This window comes from Nocardioides sp. cx-169, from assembly GCF_021083605.1.
Classification (GTDB): domain Bacteria; phylum Actinomycetota; class Actinomycetes; order Propionibacteriales; family Nocardioidaceae; genus Nocardioides.
Window position 1 is genome coordinate 167429 of sequence record NZ_JAJNRO010000004.1, and the last position, 22763, is coordinate 190191.

At 66.4% G+C, this 22763-nt stretch carries 28 protein-coding genes; 21 read left to right on the forward strand and 7 right to left on the reverse strand.

What is annotated here, in order from left to right; translation table 11 throughout:
• Positions 1–11: 11 nt before the first annotated feature.
• Positions 12–374 carry a DsrE family protein gene (locus LRP67_RS06465; protein ID WP_231244642.1) on the reverse strand — a complete coding sequence of 121 codons (363 nt, stop codon included), beginning with the start codon at positions 372–374 and terminating at the stop codon, positions 12–14.
• Between the two features lie 22 nt (positions 375–396).
• Here LRP67_RS06465 and LRP67_RS06470 point away from each other — a divergent pair, with 22 nt between their 5' ends.
• From LRP67_RS06470 to LRP67_RS06495, 6 genes are all read left to right on the forward strand, one after another.
• Entirely contained in the window at positions 397–891 is a 495-nt protein-coding gene (locus LRP67_RS06470) for an FABP family protein (RefSeq protein ID WP_231269366.1), read from the forward strand.
• Between the two features lie 2 nt (positions 892–893).
• Positions 894–1307, forward strand: coding sequence for a Fur family transcriptional regulator (locus LRP67_RS06475; RefSeq protein ID WP_231269367.1), 414 nt, complete (start codon positions 894–896; stop codon positions 1305–1307).
• Complete coding sequence (locus LRP67_RS06480) at positions 1304–2245, forward strand: folate-binding protein YgfZ (RefSeq protein WP_231269368.1); 942 nt, start codon at positions 1304–1306, stop codon at positions 2243–2245. Before LRP67_RS06475 ends, LRP67_RS06480 begins: the two co-directional genes overlap by 4 nt.
• Positions 2246–2455, forward strand: coding sequence for a hypothetical protein (locus tag LRP67_RS06485; protein ID WP_231269369.1), 210 nt, complete (start codon positions 2246–2248; stop codon positions 2453–2455). It begins immediately after the preceding gene.
• A 44-nt stretch (positions 2456–2499) separates the two neighbouring features.
• On the forward strand, positions 2500–3162 hold the full coding sequence (locus LRP67_RS06490) for an acyltransferase (RefSeq protein ID WP_231269370.1): 663 nt from the start codon (positions 2500–2502) through the stop codon (positions 3160–3162).
• 251 nt (positions 3163–3413) lie between these two features.
• Positions 3414–4535: a hypothetical protein gene (locus tag LRP67_RS06495; RefSeq protein WP_231269371.1), complete on the forward strand. Its 1122-nt coding sequence runs from the start codon at positions 3414–3416 to the stop codon at positions 4533–4535.
• A 445-nt stretch (positions 4536–4980) separates the two neighbouring features.
• Here LRP67_RS06495 and mshD read toward each other — a convergent pair whose 3' ends face one another.
• Entirely contained in the window at positions 4981–5787 is an 807-nt protein-coding gene (mshD, locus tag LRP67_RS06500) for a mycothiol synthase (RefSeq protein WP_231269372.1), read from the reverse strand.
• Between the two features lie 49 nt (positions 5788–5836).
• A complete protein-coding gene (locus LRP67_RS06505; protein WP_231244648.1) occupies positions 5837–6577 on the reverse strand; it encodes a response regulator transcription factor in 741 nt (246 codons plus the stop codon).
• 86 nt (positions 6578–6663) lie between these two features.
• Here LRP67_RS06505 and LRP67_RS06510 point away from each other — a divergent pair, with 86 nt between their 5' ends.
• Together LRP67_RS06510 and LRP67_RS06515 are read left to right on the forward strand one after the other, a co-directional pair.
• Positions 6664–6966 carry a MoaD/ThiS family protein gene (locus LRP67_RS06510; RefSeq protein WP_231269373.1) on the forward strand — a complete coding sequence of 101 codons (303 nt, stop codon included), beginning with the start codon at positions 6664–6666 and terminating at the stop codon, positions 6964–6966.
• A gap of 189 nt (positions 6967–7155) precedes the next feature.
• On the forward strand, positions 7156–7602 hold the full coding sequence (locus LRP67_RS06515) for a thioredoxin family protein (protein WP_231269374.1): 447 nt from the start codon (positions 7156–7158) through the stop codon (positions 7600–7602).
• Between the two features lie 4 nt (positions 7603–7606).
• Here LRP67_RS06515 and LRP67_RS06520 read toward each other — a convergent pair whose 3' ends face one another.
• Together LRP67_RS06520 and gmd are read right to left on the reverse strand one after the other, a co-directional pair.
• On the reverse strand, positions 7607–8587 hold the full coding sequence (locus tag LRP67_RS06520; RefSeq protein WP_231269375.1) for a GDP-mannose 4,6-dehydratase: 981 nt from the start codon (positions 8585–8587) through the stop codon (positions 7607–7609).
• Positions 8587–9585, reverse strand: a complete 999-nt coding sequence (gene gmd, locus LRP67_RS06525) for a GDP-mannose 4,6-dehydratase (RefSeq protein ID WP_231269376.1) — start codon at positions 9583–9585, stop codon at positions 8587–8589. The genes LRP67_RS06520 and gmd overlap by 1 nt, the downstream gene beginning before the upstream one ends.
• A 144-nt stretch (positions 9586–9729) precedes the next feature.
• On the opposite strand from gmd, the gene LRP67_RS06530 reads away from it, so the two are divergent.
• The 5 genes from LRP67_RS06530 (at position 9730) to LRP67_RS21335 (ending at position 12268) form a co-directional block, all read left to right on the forward strand.
• A complete protein-coding gene (locus LRP67_RS06530) occupies positions 9730–10155 on the forward strand; it encodes a VanZ family protein (RefSeq protein WP_231270000.1) in 426 nt (141 codons plus the stop codon).
• A gap of 264 nt (positions 10156–10419) precedes the next feature.
• Positions 10420–10884 carry a DUF4395 domain-containing protein gene (locus LRP67_RS06535; RefSeq protein ID WP_231269377.1) on the forward strand — a complete coding sequence of 155 codons (465 nt, stop codon included), beginning with the start codon at positions 10420–10422 and terminating at the stop codon, positions 10882–10884.
• Between the two features lie 13 nt (positions 10885–10897).
• The gene (locus LRP67_RS06540) at positions 10898–11746 is read left to right on the forward strand and encodes a sulfurtransferase (RefSeq protein ID WP_231269378.1); all 849 of its coding nucleotides are present in this window, start codon (positions 10898–10900) and stop codon (positions 11744–11746) included.
• On the forward strand, positions 11746–12042 hold the full coding sequence (locus LRP67_RS06545) for a DUF1416 domain-containing protein (RefSeq protein WP_231269379.1): 297 nt from the start codon (positions 11746–11748) through the stop codon (positions 12040–12042). The genes LRP67_RS06540 and LRP67_RS06545 overlap by 1 nt, the downstream gene beginning before the upstream one ends.
• A gap of 94 nt (positions 12043–12136) precedes the next feature.
• Positions 12137–12268 carry a hypothetical protein gene (locus LRP67_RS21335; protein WP_269211201.1) on the forward strand — a complete coding sequence of 44 codons (132 nt, stop codon included), beginning with the start codon at positions 12137–12139 and terminating at the stop codon, positions 12266–12268.
• A gap of 1 nt (position 12269) precedes the next feature.
• On the opposite strand, the gene dtd is transcribed toward LRP67_RS21335, so the two are convergent.
• Entirely contained in the window at positions 12270–12695 is a 426-nt protein-coding gene (dtd, locus tag LRP67_RS06550) for a D-aminoacyl-tRNA deacylase (protein WP_231269380.1), read from the reverse strand.
• Positions 12696–12853: 158 nt separating this feature from the next.
• Here dtd and LRP67_RS06555 point away from each other — a divergent pair, with 158 nt between their 5' ends.
• The 5 genes from LRP67_RS06555 (at position 12854) to LRP67_RS06575 (ending at position 17974) form a co-directional block, all read left to right on the forward strand.
• Entirely contained in the window at positions 12854–13696 is an 843-nt protein-coding gene (locus LRP67_RS06555; protein ID WP_231269381.1) for a 3-keto-5-aminohexanoate cleavage protein, read from the forward strand.
• Positions 13697–13898: 202 nt separating this feature from the next.
• Complete coding sequence (locus LRP67_RS06560) at positions 13899–14315, forward strand: hypothetical protein (protein WP_231269382.1); 417 nt, start codon at positions 13899–13901, stop codon at positions 14313–14315.
• 122 nt (positions 14316–14437) lie between these two features.
• Entirely contained in the window at positions 14438–16171 is a 1734-nt protein-coding gene (locus LRP67_RS06565) for a DUF4012 domain-containing protein (RefSeq protein WP_231269383.1), read from the forward strand.
• Between the two features lie 64 nt (positions 16172–16235).
• The gene (locus LRP67_RS06570; RefSeq protein WP_231269384.1) at positions 16236–17363 is read left to right on the forward strand and encodes a DegT/DnrJ/EryC1/StrS aminotransferase family protein; all 1128 of its coding nucleotides are present in this window, start codon (positions 16236–16238) and stop codon (positions 17361–17363) included.
• Positions 17360–17974, forward strand: a complete 615-nt coding sequence (locus tag LRP67_RS06575; protein ID WP_231269385.1) for a sugar transferase — start codon at positions 17360–17362, stop codon at positions 17972–17974. Before LRP67_RS06570 ends, LRP67_RS06575 begins: the two co-directional genes overlap by 4 nt.
• Positions 17975–18000: 26 nt before the next feature.
• Here LRP67_RS06575 and LRP67_RS06580 read toward each other — a convergent pair whose 3' ends face one another.
• On the reverse strand, positions 18001–19248 hold the full coding sequence (locus LRP67_RS06580) for a nucleotide sugar dehydrogenase (protein WP_231269386.1): 1248 nt from the start codon (positions 19246–19248) through the stop codon (positions 18001–18003).
• A gap of 306 nt (positions 19249–19554) precedes the next feature.
• Here LRP67_RS06580 and LRP67_RS06585 point away from each other — a divergent pair, with 306 nt between their 5' ends.
• The 3 genes from LRP67_RS06585 to LRP67_RS06595 are packed head-to-tail and all read left to right on the forward strand — an operon-like array spanning position 19555 to position 22740.
• Positions 19555–20808, forward strand: a complete 1254-nt coding sequence (locus LRP67_RS06585; protein ID WP_231269387.1) for a glycosyltransferase family 4 protein — start codon at positions 19555–19557, stop codon at positions 20806–20808.
• Entirely contained in the window at positions 20805–21854 is a 1050-nt protein-coding gene (locus tag LRP67_RS06590; protein ID WP_231269388.1) for an SDR family NAD(P)-dependent oxidoreductase, read from the forward strand. Before LRP67_RS06585 ends, LRP67_RS06590 begins: the two co-directional genes overlap by 4 nt.
• Positions 21847–22740, forward strand: a complete 894-nt coding sequence (locus tag LRP67_RS06595; protein ID WP_231269389.1) for a sugar nucleotide-binding protein — start codon at positions 21847–21849, stop codon at positions 22738–22740. Before LRP67_RS06590 ends, LRP67_RS06595 begins: the two co-directional genes overlap by 8 nt.
• Positions 22741–22763 lie beyond the last annotated feature (23 nt).

Sequence of the window (22763 nt, forward strand, 5' to 3'; positions counted from 1 at the left end):
GCGTAGTGACATCAGTAGACGACCGCTTGCGCGTCCGGCGCCAGGATCTCCTCGGCGAAGAGCGCCGCCCCCGCGATGTGGATGCCGGCCAGCAGGTCGTCGGGGGTGAGCCCGCGCCGTACGGCGCACTGGGAGCAGACCGTCACCCGACCCCTGTCGATCACCAGCTCGAGCAGGTCGGGGAGCGGGGTCGCGTGCGGAAGGGCGAACTCCGCCGCCCGGCCCGGGACCGCGAACCACGCGGCCTCCCCGGTCAGCCAGAGCGAGACGGGGACGTCGAGCGCGACGGCCGAGGCGGCGACGGTGAAGGCCTGGTTGCAGCGCTCGGCGTCCTCCGCGCCGCAGGTGACCTTGACGACGAGTGATCGCGACATGAGCACACATTAAGGTGGACGGGTGGCCTTCGAACTCCCGGACAACCTTCACCCCCAGTGCGGACCGGTGGCGTGGCTGCTCGGCACCTGGGCCGGCAACGGTCACGGTGACTATCCGACGATCGAGCCGTTCCAGTTCGGGCAGGAGCTGATCTTCACCCACGACGGCCGGCCGTTCCTGCACTACTTCTCCCGCTCCTGGATCATCGACGAGTCCGGGGAGAAGGTGCGCGACGCCGCGTTGGAGACCGGCTTCCTGCGCTGCCAGCCCGACGGGCAGATGGAGCTGCTGCTCACCCACAACACCGGGTTCGTCGAGGTCTACTACGGCGCCGCCGAGGGCGGCAAGGTCGAGGTCAGCACCGACGCCGTCGTGCGCACCCACACCGCCAAGGAGTACGTCGGCGGCCACCGGCTCTACGGCAACGTCGAGGGCGACCTGCTCTACGCCTTCGACATGGCGGCCATGGGCCAGGCGCTGCAGCCCCACACCTGGGCCCGTCTGCAGAGGAGGTGAGCGTGGCCGACTGGCGCAGCCGACTGCGGGAGAGCGGGCACCGGCTCACCCCGCAGCGAGAGCTGATCCTGGCCGCGGTCGAGGAGCTCGGCCACGCCACGCCCGACCAGGTGCTGGCCCATGTCCGGCGGCGCTCCGAGGCGGTCAACGTCTCCACGATCTACCGAACCCTGGAGGTGCTCGAGGGGCTCGGGCTGGTCCGCCACGCGCACCTGTCCGATCGCGCCCCGACGTACCACTCGGTCACCGACCATGAGCACTTCCACACCGTCTGCAGGAATTGCGGGGGCGTCACCTCCGTTGACCCAGGTGTGCTGAGCTCACTGCGCGAGACCCTCCGCGAGGACCATGGCTTCGCCATGGACGTGGGTCACCTGACCGTCTTCGGGACCTGCGCGGAAGGGTGTGAGTCATGACCGGCCCCACGCTCTCGCCCCTGCTGTCGCTGCCCGGTGCGGTCGCCGGCAACGGCGTCGACGCCCCTGTCGCCGCCCACTACGGCTCCTTCAACACCGAACAGCGCACGCTCGAGAGCGGCGAGGGCTTCGTCGACCTCTCCCACCACGACGTCGTCCGGATCTCCGGCCCCGACCGCCTCGACTGGCTGCACAACCTCACCACCCAGTTCTTCACCGGCCTGCCGCCCGGCGTGTGGACCCAGGCACTGATCCTGAGCCCGACCGGCCACGTCGAGCACGAGCTCCGCGGGGTCGACGACGGGGAGTCCTTCACCGCGTTCACCGAGCCCGGTGCCAGCGGTCCGCTCCTCGGCTTCCTCGAGCGGATGGTCTTCATGACCCGCGTCGAGGTCACCGACGTGAGCGCCGACATCGCCGTCACCTGGCGCCCCGACGGCACCTACCACCTCGTCCCGCGCGGCCAGCTCGAGATCTTCGCCGAGGCCGCCGGTCCGGCGTGCGGGCTGTGGGCCTTCGAGGCGCTGCGCATCGCCCGCGGCGAGCCGCGCTTCGGCCTCGACACCGACCACCGCACGATCCCCAACGAGGTCGGCTGGGTCGGTACGGCGGTCCACCTCGACAAGGGCTGCTACCGCGGCCAGGAGACGGTCGCGCGCGTCCACACCCTCGGCCGCCCCCCGCGCCGGCTCGTGCTCCTGCACCTCGACGGCTCCGAGAACCGGCTGCCCGTCCGCGAGAGCGAGCTGCTCCTGGGTGACAAGCCCGTCGGCTTCGTCGGCACCTCCGCCCGCCACCACGAGCTCGGGCCGATCGCGCTGGGCCTGGTCAAGCGCAACGTCGACCTCGACGCCACCTTGACCACGGACTCGATGCCGGCCGCCCAGGAGATGGTCGTCGACCCCGAGATCGGCCTGCACGTCCGGTCCCGCCGCTAGATGCAGGGCGCAGCGCTGGCGGTCGTCGTCCTGCTGGGGCTCGTCCTCTCGCGCCTCACGCTGCTGCTCCTCGCGGGACATGGGCCATGGGCGGGCAGCACCCTCGTTGCCTTCGACCAGACCCACGGCCTCAACACCGGCGACGTGCCCGTCCTCGCGCTGTGGGTGATAGGCGTGTCGGCGTGTTGGTTCCTCATAAAGAGACGCTAGTGGACCTCCAGCGTCACCGCCGCTACATCGGTAGGCTGACGCCCATGAGTGGAATGAAGGCCAACCTCGTAAACAGTCGTCGAGTGACGACGGTTCACAACCTACTTGCTGGATCCAAAAAAAAAGTCAAGGGCACTGGAAATCAAATCCAGTATGGCACTGCATTGGTTAAGAAGTCCACGCTGCGGATAAATGGGAGCGATAATATCATCGTCCTAGGTGACCGATCGCGCTTGGCAGGAGTCAAGATTACAATCCAGGGTGACAATCATACGCTTGTCATTGGTCCCGACGTGCGAATGAATAACCTTGAAATCGCCTTTGAAGATTCTGGATGCGAGATTTCTATAGGTGAGGCCACTACTATTGATGGCGGCCACGTGGCGGCGGCCGAGCCCGGTTCTCGGATTACGATCGGAAGTGGCTGTATGTTTTCTCGCGGTATTCATATAGTTACTACTGATTCGCATTCGATTCTGGATCAGGAGACGCGTGACCGCATCAATCCCGCGCGAGATGTTGAGATCGGCGACCACGTGTGGGTGGGAAGTTTTGCGAAGATTCTCAAGGGTGCAGTTCTCCACAGCGGCTGCATAATTGGCTTAGGTGCTGTAGTCACCGGGGTAGTCGACAGCAATACGGTTGTGGCGGGGAATCCCTCGCGGGTAGTGAAGCGGAATGTTGACTGGTCGAGGGCGCGAATCTGATATTGAAAACGTGACCCGAGATTGTGGGCTACGGGAAGAAGTGGCAACCTAATAGGTCGGTGCTGGCTGGGCTTCGGGGCCTACGCTGAGTCGACCGCAGGTCAGATCGATGGTATCGGAATGGGGGTGGACGAGCGGTGATCGACTCACAGTACGGCTCGGTCAATGATGGTGTCCTAGGCGCTGGTGGGCCGGCGCGGCCCCTTGCGGGAATTCGCGTGCACTACCTATGCCACTACGTGGGGCCTGGGATGGCAGCGAAGCGCGCCGGTAGTCCGGCTGCCATCGATAAGATCGAGTACACAAAGTCTGCACTGCTGCGGGCAGGGGCTGATGTACAGCTGGTCTCCGCTTGCGGAGCCAAGGCGGGAGAGGGCAGACTGCCGCGCGTCGCGCACGCCATAGGGCCGAGGGAACGACACATCTATCTGTCTGCTGGCCGCTTTCCCACCAAGTTTGGCTCCGCGGCCGCGCGCGTAGTGGCTTGGTGGAACGTCATTCGTTACCTGCTCACTGAAGTTCGCTCAGGGGAGGCTGTGCTTGTGTATCACGCACCCTCACTCATTGGCCCTCTGTCACTCGTGCGCAGATTTAAGCGCTTCCACTTGGTTCTGGAAGTTAATGAAATCTATTCGACTGTGTGGTCGAGCTTCGCGAATCTGAGAATGGCCGAAGAGCGCTTTGTGCGAAGTGCTGACGCGTACCTCTTCGTCAGTTCGATTGCCGCACGAAAGTTCTCGGGCGGAAAATTCTATGCGATCTCGCACGGGACCTACTTCCTGCCTCCTCAAGCCTCGCGAAGAGATGGGGGCGAGGTTGTTCACGCGGTGTACGCAGGCGTCGTGGATTCCAGAAGGGGTGCGGAACTTGCAGCAAAGTCTGCCGCCTTCTTGCCAGAGAACTTCGTCATTGATATTCTGGGTTTCGGGACCGACGAAGCCATCGCCGCCCTAGACGCCGAAATTCGTAGAGTCAACTCCACCATAGGGCGACAATGTGTGAGGTTCCATGGTCAAAAGCGCGGGAGAGAATTGACAGACTTCCTCCATTCTTGTGACGTTGGACTGAGTACGCATCAGTATCGAGGCGAAGAACTGGAAGGCTCTCAGTACTGCTTTCCGTCTAAAGTGTCTCTCTATGTAACGCATGGACTGCCCGTAGTGTCCGAGCGTCTCCAAGTTCTAGTGGACTCGAAGTTGGCACGTGCAGCCACGTTCTACGAACAGGCCACCCCTAATCTCGTCGCGGATGCCATCGTGAAAGGAGCACTCGAGGGTTCGCGCCTTGAAATGCGCGAGCTAGTGACTGAACTGGACAAAGCTTTCGTTGAGGAACTTGCGGTAGTGGTGAAGCACGGCGTCACTGCCGTCTAGGCGGCTGTAACTTGGATGTGACGTTTGCTTGTTCCGTGGGTCGGGCGTGCTTCATTCTTGGCTGCATCGGTTAATCGGGCAGAGTGCAACGTAGCCGATCCGGCTCGGTTGACCATACAGAGCGAACCTTGCGACATAGAGCGCGGTGTCTGCCTTGACGGCCCTGTGAGGGCGTCCTCACCTTTCTCCGTTGAGATCGACGGGCGGATGTCCCTTAACGTACAGAGTCGCCGGAGCCGGACCCGCCGGCGACGCGGGGACTTGGACGTTACCTCAGTCGACGCCGCGCAATAACAGCCTTGAGGATCGTAATCGTCGAGCCTTGGAGCAGGGGCGCGAAGACCAACGATGCCGAGCGTGTACGGGCCGTGGTTGCGTGCGGCGTCGGAACGTCGACCCTGCGCCTGGCAGTCCACATCTGAAACCCGGTGTGTGGTGCACTTCCTCAGCGCCGGTACTGCACGTGCGTGTCCGCGGCGGCGTGCGTGAACCCGAGGCCGGAGTAGACCGCGACGGCGGGCGCGTTGTCCGACTCGACGTAGAGGATCACCTCATCGACGTCGGCGAGGTGGTGCAGGCCAGCGAGCGTGAGGGCCTTGCCCAGACCCCGGCCCTGGGCGGCCGGGTCGATGCCGACGACGTACACCTCGCCGAGGGTGGGGGAGTGGCGCTTGGTCCAGTGGAAGCCCAGCAGGTGGCCGTCGCCGGCGTCGGCGACGAGCAGACCGGCCGGGTCGAACCAGTCCTCCGCCATCCGCGCCGCCAGGTCGTCGGCGTCCATCGCGCCCTGCTCGGGGTGGTGTGCGAACGCCGCCGCGTTGACCCGCAGCACCTCCTCGGCGTCGCCGGGCTCGTAGGAGCGCACCCGCACCCCGTCGGGTACGGCGAGCGGGGGCAGCGCCGCGGTGGTCGGTCGCCGCATCACCCACAGCGCGCGGACCGCCTCGAAGCCATGGGTCGCGGCCAGGGCGGCCGCCCCGGGGTGGTCGACGTGCGACCAGGCGAGCAGGGTCCGATCGCCGTGCTCGGAGAGAACCTGCTCGAGCAGGCGGCGCCCGACGCCGCGACGTCGGGCGTCGGGGCGCACGACCAGGCTCAGCTCGTCACCGACCAGCAGGGCGAAGCCGTCCTCGTCGCCCCACTGCTGGACGCGCTCGGGGTGGTGACGCAGTGCCCGCCAGGTGCCCTCGTCGACCGGTGCGGCGCCGTCGACCCTCTCCGCCGCGGCGGCGATCTCCTCCAGCGAACTCATCGCGCCAGCCTAGAGCGCCGTACTGCGCGCGCGATTCGCCCGAGCCGGCTCAGGCGTCCTGGCCCTCTCGCTCGGCGACGAGCGCGGCGTCGGCCGCGCCCTCCTTGTCCTTGGCCGGGACCACGAAGCGGTAGCCGACGTTGCGGACGGTGCCGATGAGGGTCTCGTTCTCGGGGCCGAGCTTGGCGCGCAGGCGACGCACGTGGACGTCGACGGTGCGGGTGCCGCCGAAGTAGTCGTAGCCCCACACCTCCTGCAGCAGCTGCTGGCGGCTGAAGACGCGCCCGGGGTGCTGGGCCAGGAACTTCAGCAGCTCGAACTCCTTGAACGTCAGGTCCAGGGAGCGCCCGCCGATCTTGGCGGTGTAGGTCGCATCGTCGACCACGACCTCGCCGGAGCGGATGACGTGGGCGTCGGGGTCCGCGGCGTCGCGGCGGGCGTTGAGGCGGCCGATGGCGAGCTTGATGCGGGCCTCGAGCTCGGCCGGGCCGCAGGTGTGGAGGACGACGTCGTCCATGCCCCAGTCGTGGTTGACGACCGACAGCCCGCCCTCGGTGACGATGAGCAGGACGGGGACGTCGGTGCCCGTCGTACGGATCAGGCGACACAGGTCGCGGGCCCCGGCGAGGTCCTGGCGCCCGTCGACGAGCAGCAGGTCGGCCTCGGGCGCCTCGAGCAGGGCGCTGCCCTCGGCGGGGAGGACCTTCACCTGGTGGCCCAGCAGCGCGAGACCGGGCAGCACCTCGGCTGACGACTGCAGGGCGCTCGTGAGTAGAAGCAGTGTGCTCACAATGGTCTCCTCCCGACAATGGGGCGGGGACCGAAACGCAACGCTGGGCTCCGGTCGGGCGAATCTGAGGAGAATGGTAGCGAAACGTGGCCGACACAGTAGATCGTTCCAAGTTAAATGAGACCGGGGTCATCGAGGTCCGTTACTGGGCCGCCGCACGATCCGCGGCCGGCGTCGACGGCGACGAGATCTCTGTAACCGGGCCGATATCTCTGGCCGAGGTGGTCGAGCGCGTCGCTCGCCTCCACCCCGACACCCGGCTCCTAGACGTCATCGGGGTCTGCTCGGTCCTCCTCGGCGACCGCCCCGTCGCCACCGAGGACCCCGCCGCCCTCCAGGTCCCGCCCGGCTCGACCCTGCAGTTCCTCCCGCCCTTCGCTGGCGGGTAGCCGGTCTCGAGGCTCAGGCGCCAGGGCGCCTTCGCACCTCGACCGTCGAGGGGGGCGCGTCGTTCGGTGGTCGAGGTGCGAGGAGGGCCAGCGACGAGCCTCGAGACCTGGTGAGTCGAGAGCGGGGGCCGATCGCGCGACCGCCGAGAGGTCCGGAATGCCGACACGCCTCGCCTCGTTAGCCATCACGTGCCCACCGGAATCCTCGTGCTCGTCATCGCCGTGGCGGCAGCGCTCGCCTTCGGCGCCTACCGGGCGTTGACCGACGGCCACTTCCGGGGGGCCGACCCGGTCCGTGACGCCGAGACACCGACCGAGCCCGCCCCGGCATCGTTGCTGGCCGGCACCGAGTGGGCAGACCAGCTGGGGGAGCGCGCGACGCTGCTGCAGTTCTCCTCGGCGTTCTGCGCGCCGTGTCGCGCCACCCGCCGGATCCTCACCGACGTCGCGGAGGTCGTCCCGGGGGTGGCCCACGTCGAGGTCGACGCGGAGCACCACCTCGACGTCGTACGCCGCCTGGGCATCCTGCGCACACCGACGACGATCGTCCTCGACGGTCACGGCGTCGAGGTCACCCGGGCCGCGGGTGCGCCCCGCAAGGAGCAGGTCCTCCAGGCGCTCGCCGGAATGAGCTGAGAGCTCAGCGCACGTCCAGGTAGTCCACCGACTCCTCGACGCCCGTGCGCAACCGCGCGAGGTCGACGCGCACCATGTGCGCGACCACCTCCTCGAAGTTCGCCGTCGCCTCCCAGTCGATGACGCGACGCGCCTCGGACGGGTCCGCCGTCATGGTCGGCGAGTCAGCCGGTCGGAGCAGCGCCGGGTCCGGCACGACGTACGCCGCGGGGTCCCCGGCGCCGGCCGCCTCGAAGGCCACCTCGAGTAGGTCCTGCAGCGTGTGGGTGACGCCGGTGGCGATCACCAGGTCGGTGGGCGCCTGCGTCTGGAGCATCCGCACCATCGCGTCGACGTAGTCGGCCGCAGCGCCCCAGTCACGGGCCACCGAGAGGTTGCCCAGGGCCAGCTCGTCGCGGCGTCCGAGGGCGATCTCGGCCGCTGCGCGGGTGATCTTCCGGGTCACGAACCGTAACGGGCGCAGAGGGCTCTCGTGGTTGTGGAGCACTGCGGTGCAGGCGAAGAGGTCGTGCTCCTCCCGGGCGCGGGTGGTCGCCTCGTGGGCGCGGACCTTGGACCTTGCGTAGGGGCTGTCGGCGGCGTCGCCGGTCTCCTCCGCGGAGCCGGCCTGGAGGTACCGCACGTCGAAGCCGGCCCGGTCGCGATGGTCGAGCAGGGCGGCGAGCATCCGCTCGGCGGCGGCGCCGTTCACCTCGTCGACGAGCTCGGGGTGGTCCCAGCTCGCGCCGACGGAGGAGAACCCGGCCAGGTTGAAGACCATGGTGGGGCGGTGTGCCTGGAGCAGGGCACGGAAGCCCTCGTCGTCGCGCACGTCGTGCGTGACGACCTCGACCCCGCCGAGGTAGACGCCCATGTCGGCCAGCGCGGGGTCGCCGGGCCGGACGGTCCCGACGACCCGGGTCCCGCGGTCGGCGAGGAGCCGCGCGAGATGGACCCCGTCCTGGCCCGAGACGCCCGTGACGAGTGCGGCCGGAGGCGCCACCATCAGCGCGGCTCGGTGCCGGGTCCCTCGGCGAGCGCGGCGATGTCGGAGTCGACCATCAGCTCCGCGAGCGCGCGCACCCCGGTCTCGGCCTTCCAGCCCAGCAGGTCGTGGGCCCGGGAGGCGTCACCGATCAGGGCGTCGACCTCGGTCGGGCGCTCGTAGCGCTGGTCGAACATCACGTAGTCGTGCCAGTCGAGGTCGGCATGCTCGAACGCCATCTGCACGAACTCCCGCACCGAGGTCCCCACCCCGGTGGCGAGCACGAAGTCGGACGGCTCGTCGGCCTGCAGCATCCGCCACATGCCCTCGACGTACTCCTTGGCGTAGCCCCAGTCGCGCACGGCGTCGATGTTGCCGAGCATCAGGATGTCCTGCACGCCGGCCTTGATCGCGGCCACTCCCTTGGTGATCTTGCGGGTCACGAACGTCTCGCCGCGGCGCGGCGACTCGTGGTTGAACAGGATCCCCGACACGGCGTACATGTCGTAGGCCTCGCGGTAGTTGACCGTCATCCAGTGGGCATAGAGCTTCGCGGCGGCGTACGGCGAGCGCGGATAGAAGAGGGTGTCCTCGGCCTGCGGGGGAGGGCTCGCGCCGAACATCTCCGAGGTGGACGCCTGGTAGAAGCGGCAGTCGAGCCGGGCGGCGCGGATGGCCTCCAGCAGGCGCACCGTGCCGATGCCGTCGGCCGAGGCGGTGTACTCCGGCATCTCGAAGGAGACCCGCACATGGCTCTGGGCGGCGAGGTTGTAGACCTCGTGCGGCTGCACCTCCAGGACCAGGTTGACCAGGCTGACGCCGTCGGTCATGTCCCCGTAGTGCAGGAACAGCCGCTCGCTCGCCTCGGGGTTGAGGTAGATCGGGTCGATGCGGCCGCGGTTGAAGCTCGACGAACGCCGGACCAGGCCGTGCACCTCGTAGCCCTTGGCCAGCAGCAGCTCGGCCAGGTACGAGCCGTCCTGGCCGGTGATCCCGGTGATGAATGCGCGCTTCGGCACGGTGGTCCCGATCTGGTAGTCCCGCGAATGGACGTCGACGCCCCGAGCATAGAGAGCCCCGGGGGCGCCCCGGGGGCGCCCCGGGGGCGCGCCGGGGGCGCCCGGGGCCGCCGCGCGAGCGCGTGGCACGGTGTGCCCGTGGACATGCGCGACGGTGTGAGGCGGGGCGCCCGCGTCCTGCTGCCGTGCTATCTCGCGGTGCTGCTCTTCGCCCTGCTCGCGCCGTCGGCGCGGACGCCGTCGGCCAGCGTCGGCTGGCTCGGGAGGGCGCTGGAGCGCCTCGGTGCTCCGGAGCAGCTGCTCGAGCCTTCCCGGGTCGAGTTCCTGGCCAACGTGGCCATCCTGGTGCCCGCCGTGGTGCTGGGTGCCGTGGTCTGGGCCGCGCCCTCGTGGCGCGACTGGACGGCGTACGGCTTCGTCTTCTCGGGCGGTGTGGAGGTGGTGCAGGCGCTGCTGCTCGAGGAGCGCTCCGCGACCTACGTCGACGTCGTCGCCAACACGCTGGGAGCGCTGGTCGGCGGCCTGCTGGTCGCCGTCGTGAGGCGCCGGCCAGGCGCAGTGTCTCACTAAGTGGACGCACCGTCCGACATGTGGACGTTGATTGGGTGGGACCTGGGTGTCGTCCCTACTCTGGGGACATGATCTCGACCTGGTTGACCAAGCGACGCGCAGTGGACCACTGCCGCGTGCGCTCGTCCCTGTGTCGAATGTCCTGACGGGTCCCGTCCGTCGCTCCGCTTAGTGTACTAGATCACTCTAGTTTCCTGCCGAGCCGAACTGCGCGCCGAGCGCGACGGGCCTCTGCCTTCCCCGGAGCCAGGACACAGGAGAGCCATGACCACCCAGATCGACTCGCGCGGCCCGCAGCTCAATGCTGCGGTGACGGCCGTGGTGCTGGCGACGGTGCTGGCCACCGCGCCCAGCTTCTTCGCGACGATCCTGCTGGCCGTCCAGGCGGCCCTCTTCGCGATCGGGGCGCTGCTCGGGGTCCAGCGCACCCCCCACTCCTGGGTGTTCCGCACGCTCGTCCGGCCCCGGCTCACGAAGGCGCCGGAGTGGGAGGACCCGGCACCGCCGCGGTTCGCCCAGTCGGTCGGTCTCGGCTTCGCCCTCGTCGCCCTGGCCGGCCTCCTGTCCGGCGTCACGGTGCTCGGCCTCGTGGCCACGGGCCTGGCCCTCACCGCCGCCCTGCTCAACGCCGTCTTCAGGTTCTGCCTGGGCTGCGAGCTCTACCTGCTCATCCGCCGCATCACCAGCACGTCTGGCCCGGTCGCCGCCGGCCGGTCCGCAACCAACTGAAAGGCAACACCACATGTCTCGCGAGAGCTCGCTCGTCTCCCCCCAGTGGGTGGAGGACAACATCGACAACCCCGACATCGTCATCATCGAGGTCGACGAGGACACCACGGCCTACGACAAGGGCCACATCAAGAACGCGATCAAGCTCGACTGGACCACCGACCTCCAGGACCAGGTCCGCCGGGACTTCGTCAACAAGGAGCAGTTCGAGGCCCTGCTGTCCGACCGTGGCGTCGCCAACGACCACAAGGTCGTCCTCTACGGCGGCAACAACAACTGGTTCGCGGCCTACGCCTACTGGTACTTCAAGCTCTACGGCCACCAGGACGTCGTCCTGATGGACGGCGGCCGCAAGAAGTGGGAGCTCGACTCCCGTGAGCTCACCGACGAACTGCCGACCCGCGAGAAGACGTCGTACACGGCGAAGGACCAGGACACCTCGATCCGCGCCTTCCGTGACGACGCCGTGGCCGCCATCGGCGTCCAGAACCTGATCGACGTCCGCAGCCCCGACGAGTACGCCGGTCGCCTGCTGGCCCCCGCCCACCTCCCGCAGGAGCAGGCCCAGCGCGCCGGCCACGTGCCCACCTCGCTCAACGTGCCGTGGAGCAAGAACGCCAACGACGACGGCACCTTCAAGTCCGACGAGGAGCTCAAGGCGCTCTACGCCGGGGTCGGCCTGGACGACTCCAAGGACACGATCGCGCTGTGCCGCATCGGCGAGCGCTCGTCGCTGACCTGGTTCGTGCTGCAGGAGCTGCTCGGCCTCAAGAACGTCAAGAACTACGACGGCTCGTGGACCGAGTACGGCTCCCTCGTGGGCGTCCCGATCGCCCTCGGCGACGAACCTGGTGACGCCTGATGTGCGGCGCGACCGAGGGCGGCCTGTCGCTCGACGGCGTGGACGTCAAGAAGGAGGCCATCATCCAGGGCCAGGTCTTGCGCGGGGAGGACCCCGTCGGCAACGCCTACGTGCGCCTGCTCGACCGCACCGGTGAGTTCACCGCCGAGGTCCCGACCTCGGCCACGGGCCACTTCCGGTTCTTCGCCGGCGAGGGGGAGTGGACCCTGCGCACGCTGGCCCCCAAGGCCGACCCCGTGGACAAGCGGGTGGTCGCCTCGGTCGGCTCCGTCGCCGAGGTCAACGTCAGCATCTGAGGCACCGTCGGCCCCGGCGACGCGTCGATCCGACGCGTCTCCGGGGCCGTCGCCTATCCTGCGGTCGATACCGTCCCTCGGAAGGGAGCGAGCTGTGGCTGCGCGCCGGAGCAGGCAGAACCCCGCGGAGCGTCGCAAGCGCCTGGTGATCCTGCAGCTCGCGGGCCTCGTCCTGCTCGTGGCCACCACCGCCTACATCGTCTACCAGTCGCTGCAGGTCGCCTGACTCAGCGCTCGAGCAGCAGCGTCACGGGGCCGTCGTTCACGGACTCCACGCGCATGTCTGCCCCGAAGGCGCCTCGCTCGACCCGCGCCCCCAGCGACTCCAGGGCCGCGCAGAACCCCTCGTAGACCGGCTCGCTCACCGACCCCGGCGCCGCGGCCTGCCACGTCGGTCGCCGGCCCTTGCGGGCATCGCCGTACAGCGTGAACTGGCTGACCACCAGCACCGGCGCCCCCACCTCCGACGCCGAGCGCTCCTCGCGCAGGAGCCGCAGGTCCCAGATCTTGCGGGACATCCACCCGATCTCCGCCTCGCCGTCGCCGTGGGTGACCCCGAGGTACACCAGCAGCCCGGGCTCGCCGATCCTCCCGACGACCGCCCCCTCCACCGTCACCGACGCCGACAGGACCCGCTGCACCACCGCTCGCATCCCCCCATCCTCCCGCCCCCTGCGCCACGGTGGCCGAGGCGCGACCGCAGCGAGCCCTCAGCGCCACAAACCCCCGCCACCACCCCCTCCAACAGCAAGACCTCCCGCGACGCGCCCGACCCTCGAAACACCTGCCCGCCTCTGACACGATGGCCCCCATGCCCGCCGTACCTCCCGAGGCTCTGCTGATCACCGTCGCCCCGACCGGCGCGGAGACCGCGAAGTCCGACTGCCCGCAGCTGCCGACGACGCTCGAGGAGCTCGTCGCCACCGCCCAGGCCTGCGAGGCCGCCGGCGCCGCGATGATCCACGTCCACGTCCGCGACGCGGAGCACCAGCCCACCCTCGACCTCGGGCTGCTCACGGAGACCGTCGACGCGCTCCACGAGACGACCGACCTGGTCGTCCAGCTCTCCACCGGCGGCTCGGTGCACGACCCGCTCGACCAGCGGCTGAAGGTGCTCGACGCCCGCCCCGACTCCTGCAGCCTCACCATGGGCACGACGAACTTCGGCGACGACGTCTTCGCCAACCCCTGGCCGTTCGTCTCCGAGCTCTACCAGCTCACGCAGGAGCGCCGGATCGTCCCCGAGTTCGAGCTGTTCGACCTGGGTCAGGCCCACGCCCTCACGCGCCTCCTCGACCGCTACGGCCTGCCGTACGGCGGTCGGGTGCACTGCGACTTCGTGATGGGCGTGCCCGGCGGCATGCCCGGCACGGCGGACGCCCTCGTCGCCGGCGTCGCGACGCTGCCGCCCGAGGTGACGTCGTGGTCGGCGACCGGCATCGGCCGCACGACCCTCCCGGTCGCGCTCGCGGCCCTCTCGAAGGGGGGACACCTGCGCGTCGGGATGGAGGACGTGCTGACCCTGAGCCGCGGCGTCCCGGTCGAGAGCAACGCCCAGCTCGTGGAGCGCGTCGCGTCCTTGGGCCGGGTCGTGCAGCGCCGACCGATGACCTCCGCCGAGGCCCGCTCGCTCCTCGCCCTCGAGGGGGACTAAGACAGCGCGCGAGCCGCATCGCTCTGGGTCGGATCCCAAGGCGCCCATCGGTCTAGACCGATCGGGCCTAGACGCGGGGATAGGAATTCTTTATCTCGCCACATGGGCTTTGAAATGGCAAGACGAACACGGCGTGTGTTTGACTGCGCCAGCACGTTCACATACTTATCGGCGTCTGAGACGCCACATGGGGAGAATCCTGATGAAGAAGCTCATCGTCGGCCTGCTGGCCGCATTCCTGATGGCGTCCGGTCTGGTGGCCTTCTCGGGCACTTCCGCGACCGCCGCCTGCCCCTACACCAGCTGCATCAACACCAACACCGCCCTGGGTGGCCCAGCGTCGGTGCGCAAGGGCAAGAAGGCGACGTTCAACATCAAGGTGACTGCCAAGCGCGGGACGGCCAAGCCTGTCGGCAGGATCAAGGTCACCATCAAGAAGAATGGTGGCGGCTACTCCCAGGTCGTCAACAAGAGCGTGAGCGGCGCCAGGAGCGTCAAGGCCGCGACCCGCAAGCTCACCAAGGTCGGCACCTACACGGTCACCGTGAAGTACACGCCGAAGGCCGGTTCGGTATTCAAGGCATCGACGAAGAAGAAGACCTTCAGGGTCAAGCGCTGACCCTCTGAATCTGTCCCCGAAGGGCCCCACGGACACGTGGGGCCTTTCGTGCGTTCGGAACCTGGCGTCGCGGGCGGCCAAGTGGTCCACCGGCGCGTCAAAGAACTGGAAGGATGCACATCGTGGTGACGCGTCGCAGGGTCCTGATGATGATCGGTGGCATCGTGCTCGTGGCGGTGGTCTTCACCGCCTGGCAGGCGGTGCAGCTACAGCGTGACCTCACCCAGGCGGAGGCCAGCGTCGACCGACTCACGGCCGCCGTGACCGACGGGGACGCCGCGGCGCGCGACGAGGCCATCGAGGATCTCCAGGAGGCTGCGGCCTCCGCAGCTGGCCGGACCGACGGCCCGTGGTGGGCGGTCCTGACCAAGGTCCCGATGCTGGGCGACGATACCGGCGGCCTACGCGCTCTGAGCTCGTCGCTCGACGTCATGGCCAACGACGGGATCGGGCCCCTCGCGACCACGCTCGACGATCTCGACCGGCTCTCGGCCGACGGCCGGATCGACCTGGACGTCGTCGAGGGCCTACGCGACCCCGTGGACAAGGCGCGTACGGCGTTCCGCGAGGCCGCCGCCGACGTCGACGGCGTGGACAGCGGCGGCTTCGTGGGCGCACTGCGCCCGCGCTTCGACGACTACGTCGACCGCGTCACCGACGCCGCGTCCGCCCTCGACGCGGCCGACACAGCGGTCGACGTGGTCCCCGCGATGGTCGGAGCAGAGGGTCCGCGCGACTACCTGCTGATCTTCCAGAACAACGCCGAGATCCGCGGCACGGGGGGCATGCCCGGCGCCTGGGCCCGGATCCATGCCGAGGACGGCAGGCTGGAGATGGTGAAGCAGGGGACTGCTCTCGACTTCCCCATGGCGGCTCGCCCTGTCCTTCCGCTCACCCAGGAGGAGACGGCCGTCTACGGGCAGGAGCTCGGCACCTACTTCCAGGACCCTGGCTTCACTCCGGACTTCCCCAGGGCCGCCGAGCTGTGGCAGGCGCACTGGGACGCTCGATACCCGAGCATCCCCATCGACGGGGTCATCTCCCTCGACCCGGTCGCCATGTCCTATCTGCTTGAGGGCACGGGACCGGTCGCGGTCGGCTCTCTGACCCTGACTCCGGACAACCTGGTGGAGGAACTGCTCAACAAGCCCTACCTCGAGCTGGACGTCAGCGCGCAGGACGCCCTCTTCGCGGAAGCGGCGGCCGCCATCTTCGGGAAGCTGACCGGTGACCTCGAGTCGCCCGTCGACATGATCCGCGGGATGGGTAGGGCCGCGGACGAGAAGCGCTTCCTGGTGGCGTCCTTCGACGAGACCGTGGGGTCTCAGCTCGAGGGGACCGCGGTGGCAGGCGCCTTCCCAGGAGACGACGGGAAGACGCCACACGTGGACGTCGGCCTCAACGACGCCACCCCGTCGAAGATGTCCTACTACCTGCGCTACTGGGGGGACGCCCGCGCGACCGGCTGCACCGGCGGACGGCAGAAAATCGAGGCGTCGATGAGCATGAGCCAGGCGATCGCGCCCGGCGAGGCGGCCGCACTGCCCGACTCCGTGACCGGCGGCGGCATCTACGGCACCGAGCCGGGCACCCAGCTCGTCCTGGTTCGTCTGTACGGGCCCTACGGCGGCACCATCGACCAGGTCCGGATCGACGGCGCTCGGGTGCCCCCCGAGAAGCAGCTGATCAACGGCCGACCGGTCACCACACTCGCGATGGGCATCGAGACCCGGGACGACGTCGTCATCACCTGGTCCATGACCTCGGGCCCCGGGCAGACCGGCGACGGGGCGGTCGGCATGACGCCCGGCGTGCAGCGGGGGAGCAAGGGGTCCACTTTTGCCAACGCGTGCTGATGCCAGGCGTTCCTCACGTATCCTCGGGGCGCCAAAGAACTCGAGACTGACAGGACGGCGCTGAGTGTTCAGCATCCTGCTCTCACCCCCCGACGTGGGTGAGCTGGAGCACAAGTACGTCTCCCAGGCGCTGCGCTCTGGCTGGGTGGCTCCTGCTGGACCGGACTTGACCGCCTTCGAGGAGGAGGTCGCGGATCGGGTGGGGGTGGCCCACGCGGTCGGCCTCTCGTCAGGCACCGCCGCGCTCCACCTGGCGCTGGTCTCGTGGGGTGTCGGCCCCGGTGACGTCGTCCCCGTGTCGACCCTGACCTTCGCGGCGACCGTCAACGCGATCCGGTATGTCGGTGCCACCCCGCACTTCGTCGACTGCGACCCCGAGACCGGCAACATGAGTCCGCAGCTCCTCGAGCAGGCATTCTCCGAGCTCGCCGACCAAGGCGCTCGGGTCCCCGTCGTCGTGCCCGTGGACCTGCTCGGTAAGTGCGTCGACTACACGCCGATCGCCCGGGCCGCCGAGGCTCACGGCGCCCGGCTCCTGGCTGACTCCGCCGAGTCGTTCGGCGCCACCTACCAGGACCGCGCAGCCGGTTCGTTCGGCGCAGCGTCGGTCCTCTCGTTCAACGGCAACAAGATCATGACCACCTCCGGTGGGGGCATGCTACTCACTGACGACGAGCGGCTCGCCTCACACGTCCGCAAGCTCTCGACCCAGGCTCGGGAGCCAGTGGCCCACTACGAACACGAGGAGATCGGTTACAACTACCGACTCTCCAACATCCTCGCCGCCCTGGGACGGGGGCAGTTGACGCGCCTCGACGAGATGATCAAGCGGCGACGGGAGTGGCGCGAGCGGTATCGAGCGATGCTCGCGCCCAGCCCGGGGGTCCGGATCCTGGGCGGAGCCGACGATACGCAGGACAACTGCTGGCTCACCGCCATCGTGGTGGAGCCCTCGGAGTCCAGGTGGACGGTCGACCACCTGGGGGCGGCCATGGCGGCAGCTGGCATCGAGACCCGCCCGGTTTGGAAGCCGATGCACCTGCAACCGGTCTCTACCGGATTGGCAGGAACCTTGGACGGGTCGTCGGAGCGGATCTTCAAACAAGGACTGACGCTGCCCAGCGGGTCCGCCCTCAGCGACGACCAGTTCAACCTCGTGCAGTCGGTGATCCAGTCGGTGATCGCCTCATGAGCGAGCTCCCCTATGACAGGTTCAAACGTGTCCTCGACGTGGTCATAGCAGCCGTATGCGGACTCGCGACCGCCCCGTTGCAGTTGGTGGTAGCGGCGCTCGTTCGGCTCAGGCTCGGTTCACCGGTCCTATTCCGGCAAGAGCGACCCGGAAAGGACGAACGCGTATTCGAGCTCTTAAAGTTCCGCACCATGCTCGTCCCCGATCCCGAGCACGGTCTAGTCGACGACGTGGACCGCATGACGCGGCTCGGGACGTTCCTCCGGGCGACCTCCCTTGATGAGCTTCCCACACTGTGGAACGTCATTAAGGGCGACATGAGTCTTGTCGGGCCCCGGCCCCTCCTCCTGCAGTACCTCGAGCGATACTCGCCCGAGCAGCGGCGACGTCACGAGGTGCGACCTGGGGTTACGGGACTAGCGCAAGCAAGCGGACGGAACGCGTTAAGCTGGCCGGCCAAGTTCGCCCTCGATGTTCAATATGTCGACAGTCGCTCCCTCGCGCTCGACGCAAAAATCATCTGGGCGACGATAGGAAAGGTCCTGCGCCGCGAGGGGATATCCGACGCTTCCACCGTCACTATGAGTGAGTTTTCAGGCACGGAGCGGTGATGCCGAAGCCCACGGTGTCGGGATTTCTAAAGGCGGTGAGCTCCACCAGTGGTGACACCTCGAGTGTCCAAGAGCATCCGAGCCCTGGATTCAATGTCGGCTATGTCGAAACTACTGTGCGCCTGCAGCAGAATGACGAGGTCTGCCTGGGCCAGGCCTTCTTCCAGGTTGGACACGCGGGTCGCGGGTACTGACCACTCCATCACCAGCGGGTCAAAGTACGTGAGTTCTGCCCCCAATTCCAACAGGCAGTTTGCCACGTCGATCGCGGGCGACTCACGCTGGTCAACGATGTCGGCCTTATAGGTAACGCCGAGTAGGAGGACTCGCGAGCCGCGAACAGCCTTGCCATGTTCGTTGAGCAGCCTCGTGGCGCGTTGGCTGACGTATGAAGGCATGGACGAGTTGATCTCTTGCGCGAGTTCGACGAAGCGAAAGGCGTAGCCAAGCTTCGAGCGGACACGGTGAGAGAGATAGTTGGGGTCGATGGGGATGCAATGGCCGCCTACTCCCGGCCCAGGGGTGAATTTATGGAAGCCGAACGGTTTGGTTTCCGCGAGACGAATCACATCCCAGAAATCGATCTTCAGTTCGTGGAAGAAACGGCTCATCTCGTTGACCAGAGCAATGTTGACGTGGCGGTAGGTGTTCTCCAACAGTTTTGCTGCTTCAGCCTCTCTGGTGCCAGCAGCGACAACGACTGTGTCCACCACCCGCCGATAGAACGTCTCCGCTACTTCCGCAGCTGTCTCAGAATCAGCGCCCACAATCTTCGGAGTGTTGCGAAGTCCATACTCGGCATTGCCGGGGTCGATGCGTTCAGGAGAAAAGGCCACCCAGAAGTCCCGGTTGCTGACCATCCCGGAACCGGCTTCTAGGAGGGGTGACACCACCTCGCTGGTCGTCCCCGGGTACGTGGTGGACTCCAAGACGACCAGCGTGTCGCGCTTTAGGTGGGGAGCGATCGACATGCATGCACCGCGAACGGCACCCAGGTCGGGCCCCCCCTCTGGAGACAGGGGGGTGGGAACACAGATGACCACGGCAGCGGCCTCGCCAACAACGGCAACGTCGGATGTAGCACTGAACCCGCGTTCAAGGAGTTGGCTGACGTCCGAGTTTGAGAGGTCATCCACATGTGAGAACCCCGCATTCAGACCAGCCACGACGTCAGGATTAGCGTCCAATCCGATCACCCGCATGCCTGACCGGCAGGCCTCAGCCACCAAGGGAAGACCCACGTACCCCAGCCCCACAACCACAAGATCGATCACTGTGCACTCCAAACCGAATGCGGACGACTGCGGGCGCCGCTCTCCCCGAGCGCAATGCTAGGCCGTAGGATGGGGAGACTCAGACTTGAGGGGGTAGTCAGTCGACCTGGGTGGCGGAGACGGGTCTCATCGGGCCGTCATGCAGATGTGTGACCGAACCAAGGGCCGCGGGCTCCAGTGTCGCCAACAGCACGCCAGTTAGGATAGAAGCCAGATTGTTGACGATCCGTCGACGGCCCGAGGGAAAGTGGCGTGGTCACCCTCGCGTCAGACCGCCGCGAGTTCGAGAGGGGCAGTAGCCCAAGCGTGAAGATCGTCTATCTCCACCAGTATTTTCGCACGCCTGCCATGTCAGGTGGCACCCGATCATATGAGATGGCTAGACGGCTCGTCGCCGCCGGTCATCAGGTCGATCTGCTGACGGCCGACCTAGACGGTGGTAAAGGGCTCACATGGCGGACCGAGTCGATCGATGGCATCAACGTGCACTGGCTCCCGCTGTCGTACGACAATCGGATGGGCTACCTTCGGCGAGTATGGGTTTTCGCTGTATATGCGGTGCGCGCGTCTTTTCGAGCCAGCAGACTGAAGACCGACTTGATCTTTGCTTCTAGTACGCCGCTGACTGTTGTTCTGCCGGCCGTTGCTGCGAGTCGCTGGCGCCGCCCCATGGTCTTCGAGGTCCGAGATCTGTGGCCCGATGTCCCGATCGCCTTGGGGGCTTTGCCGAACCCGCTGCTTCAGAGGCTTGCGCGGACTCTCGAGCGGTTCGCCTACCGGCGGGCGAGGGCGGTGGTAGCGCTCTCTCCGGGGATGGCAGATGGTGTCAGAAACGCCGGTTACCAAGGCCGCCTGAGCGTGATCCCCAACTCGTGCGACAACGACGTGTTTGCCGTCGATGCGTCGCTTGGCGCGGACTTTCGTCGGACACGATCATGGTTAGGGGACAGGCCGCTGGTGGTCTATACGGGCACCTTCGGGAAGGTCAATGGGATTTCCTACATGGTTGATTTGGCGAAGCACCTGGCCCTGATCGACCCTGAAGTGAGACTCCTCGCCGTCGGGGGTGGTGGGGAGGAAGCAATGGTGCGGCAGCATGCGGAACGCGCTGGCGTTCTAAACAAAAATTTCTTCATTGAACCCCCTGTTCCGAAGCGGGATTTGCCCGCGGTGCTGAGCGCAGCAGACCTTTGCAGTTCTTGGGTCATCCCGGTGCAAGAGCTAGAGGCAAATAGCGCTAACAAATTCTTTGATGCCCTGGCGGCAGGGCGCCCCGTTGCCATCAACCACGGCGGCTGGATGAAGGACCTGATCAACAATCAGGGGATCGGCCTTGTCCTAGACCCTCTAGATGCCCACGACGGCGCCGGCAAGGTACACAGGTTCCTTTCCGATCCCCAGGCGCTGTCGCGGGCCAGCGACGCGGCGCGGACGCTCGCAACCGAGGTCTTCGCCCGAGATGTGCTCGCAGACAAGCTTATCCGACTTCTTGAGCAGGTGCGCGCGGAAGATTCCCCTTCCCATCACTCGAGATGGAACCACGAGAGGAAACGCAAATGAACGACTTGCCGTCGACGGGGTCGCTCCGCGGCTCATCGGTCACAATCACGGGTGGGACGGGGTCCTTTGGACATGCGATGACCAAGCATCTTTTGAAGCGCGACGTCGGCTCGATTAGGATCTTTAGCCGTGACGAAGCCAAGCAGGATCGCATGCGGCGGGAACTGAATGATGACCGCCTACGCTTCTTTATCGGCGACGTACGCGATGAGGCGAGCGTACGCAACGCCATTGACGGCGTGGACTATGTATTCCACGCTGCCGCGCTCAAGCAGGTTCCCTCGTGCGAGTTCTTTCCTGACCAGGCGGTAAAGACTAACGTGATGGGCAGTTTCAATGTGGTCAATGCCTCGATCGCGAACCAAGTTCAAGCAGTTGTGTGTCTCAGTACGGACAAGGCCGTCTACCCGGTGAATGCGATGGGCATGTCGAAGGCCATGATGGAGAAGATCGCACTGGCCGCAGCCCGTAACCATCTGAATTCTCCCACGAGGGTGGCCGTCACTCGGTATGGAAACGTTCTCCTCTCGCGGGGCTCGGTGATCCCGCTCTTCGTGCATCAGGTGCTGTCCGGCAAACAGATGACTATCACCGAGCCGACAATGACGAGATTCCTGATGTCGCTGGATGAATCAGTGGAGCTCGTTGAACACGCCTTCACCCATGCCTCCCAAGGGGACCTCTTCGTCCGAAAGGCTCCCGCGGCGACGATCGACACATTGGCCCGTGCCGTGGCCTCAGCGCTCGGCGTGGAGGATCCCGATATTCGCGTAATCGGAGTACGGCACGGTGAGAAACTCCACGAAACCCTACTGAGCGTTGAGGAAATCACGACTTCAACAGACCAAGGCGACTACTACCGAGTCCCGCTTGACGCTCGCTCCTTGAACTACGAACTCTTCTTCGAAAAGGGGGAGACCCAATTTGTCCAAGCTGAGGACTACACGTCGCACAGTACTGTCCAACTCTCGGTGGAGCAGACCAAGCAGATGATCTTGGCTTTGCCTGACTTCCACAAGATCGTTGCCAGTGAGCGTCATGGCTGACTCGGAGGCTTCGGTTTTGATTCTTGGAGCAAGCGGTATGGCAGGGCATGTCGTAAGCACCTACTTGCGAGAGAGTGGCTACACCGTGACGACGGCCGCTTCGCGGCACCCACTCGACTCCAGCACCCACATGGTTGATGTGCGAAGGTTCCAAGACGTCGAGACCCTGCTGGCGACCGGCGGCTACGACGTCGTAGTCAACTGTGTAGGCGCCCTAGTGGCAGCCAGTGATCACGCTCCACCCCTTGCAGTCGCTCTGAACTCCCTTCTTCCCCACCAGTTGGCACACGCATGCGCCAGTTCGGGTCCGAGAATCATTCACCTGAGTACCGATTGTGTGTTCTCCGGGAAGACAGGTCCGTATCGTGAGGATAGTTTCCGCGATGGACCCGGCTTCTACGATCGAACGAAGGCGCTCGGAGAGCTAGAAAACTCAAAGGATGTTACGTTACGCACCTCGATCGTTGGGCCGGAGATCCGGACGCCCGCGACAGGACTTTTTCACTGGGTGATGAGCAGTCAGGGCGAGGTTCGAGGATTCACCCGATCCATTTGGAACGGATTGACGACGCTTCAACTAGCCAAAGAGATTGATGAATTGATCCGGCGCCATGACATTGCTGGAGTAGTCCAACCCGTGCCCGAGAACTCGATCAGCAAACACGACCTTGTCGAGTTGATTTCCACCACATTCCGGCACGAGAACCTAACGGTCACTCCGGTCGAAGGAAAGGACGCCGACAAGACGCTGCTTCAAACGAGAAGTGACTACCACCGCACGGTACCCGACTTTCAGCTCATGCTCGCCGACCTTCGTGACTGGATGATCGGACATGCTTACCTTTACACCCAGTACCCTCAATACAGGATCACCACGGACCAGTAGGACCCCCACGCTCAGTTATGCGA

What these genes read in the sequence shown, in the direction of transcription:
- LRP67_RS06485 (WP_231269369.1), top strand. Translation starts at nt 2,246, where the DNA reads ATGCAGGGCGCAGCGCTGGCGGTCGTCGTCCTGCTGGGGCTCGTCCTC.
- LRP67_RS06560 (WP_231269382.1), top strand. Translation starts at nt 13,899, where the DNA reads ATGAAGAAGCTCATCGTCGGCCTGCTGGCCGCATTCCTGATGGCGTCC.
- LRP67_RS06490 (WP_231269370.1), top strand. Translation starts at nt 2,500, where the DNA reads ATGAGTGGAATGAAGGCCAACCTCGTAAACAGTCGTCGAGTGACGACG.
- LRP67_RS06545 (WP_231269379.1), top strand. Translation starts at nt 11,746, where the DNA reads ATGTGCGGCGCGACCGAGGGCGGCCTGTCGCTCGACGGCGTGGACGTC.
- LRP67_RS06590 (WP_231269388.1), top strand. Translation starts at nt 20,805, where the DNA reads ATGAACGACTTGCCGTCGACGGGGTCGCTCCGCGGCTCATCGGTCACA.
- LRP67_RS06465 (WP_231244642.1), bottom strand. Translation starts at nt 374, where the DNA reads ATGTCGCGATCACTCGTCGTCAAGGTCACCTGCGGCGCGGAGGACGCC.
- LRP67_RS06555 (WP_231269381.1), top strand. Translation starts at nt 12,854, where the DNA reads ATGCCCGCCGTACCTCCCGAGGCTCTGCTGATCACCGTCGCCCCGACC.
- LRP67_RS06595 (WP_231269389.1), top strand. Translation starts at nt 21,847, where the DNA reads ATGGCTGACTCGGAGGCTTCGGTTTTGATTCTTGGAGCAAGCGGTATG.
- LRP67_RS06520 (WP_231269375.1), bottom strand. Translation starts at nt 8,587, where the DNA reads ATGGTGGCGCCTCCGGCCGCACTCGTCACGGGCGTCTCGGGCCAGGAC.
- mshD (WP_231269372.1), bottom strand. Translation starts at nt 5,787, where the DNA reads ATGAGTTCGCTGGAGGAGATCGCCGCCGCGGCGGAGAGGGTCGACGGC.
- LRP67_RS06535 (WP_231269377.1), top strand. Translation starts at nt 10,420, where the DNA reads ATGACCACCCAGATCGACTCGCGCGGCCCGCAGCTCAATGCTGCGGTG.
- LRP67_RS06530 (WP_231270000.1), top strand. Translation starts at nt 9,730, where the DNA reads ATGCGCGACGGTGTGAGGCGGGGCGCCCGCGTCCTGCTGCCGTGCTAT.
- LRP67_RS06575 (WP_231269385.1), top strand. Translation starts at nt 17,360, where the DNA reads ATGAGCGAGCTCCCCTATGACAGGTTCAAACGTGTCCTCGACGTGGTC.
- LRP67_RS06480 (WP_231269368.1), top strand. Translation starts at nt 1,304, where the DNA reads ATGACCGGCCCCACGCTCTCGCCCCTGCTGTCGCTGCCCGGTGCGGTC.
- LRP67_RS06495 (WP_231269371.1), top strand. Translation starts at nt 3,414, where the DNA reads ATGGCAGCGAAGCGCGCCGGTAGTCCGGCTGCCATCGATAAGATCGAG.
- dtd (WP_231269380.1), bottom strand. Translation starts at nt 12,695, where the DNA reads ATGCGAGCGGTGGTGCAGCGGGTCCTGTCGGCGTCGGTGACGGTGGAG.
- LRP67_RS06540 (WP_231269378.1), top strand. Translation starts at nt 10,898, where the DNA reads ATGTCTCGCGAGAGCTCGCTCGTCTCCCCCCAGTGGGTGGAGGACAAC.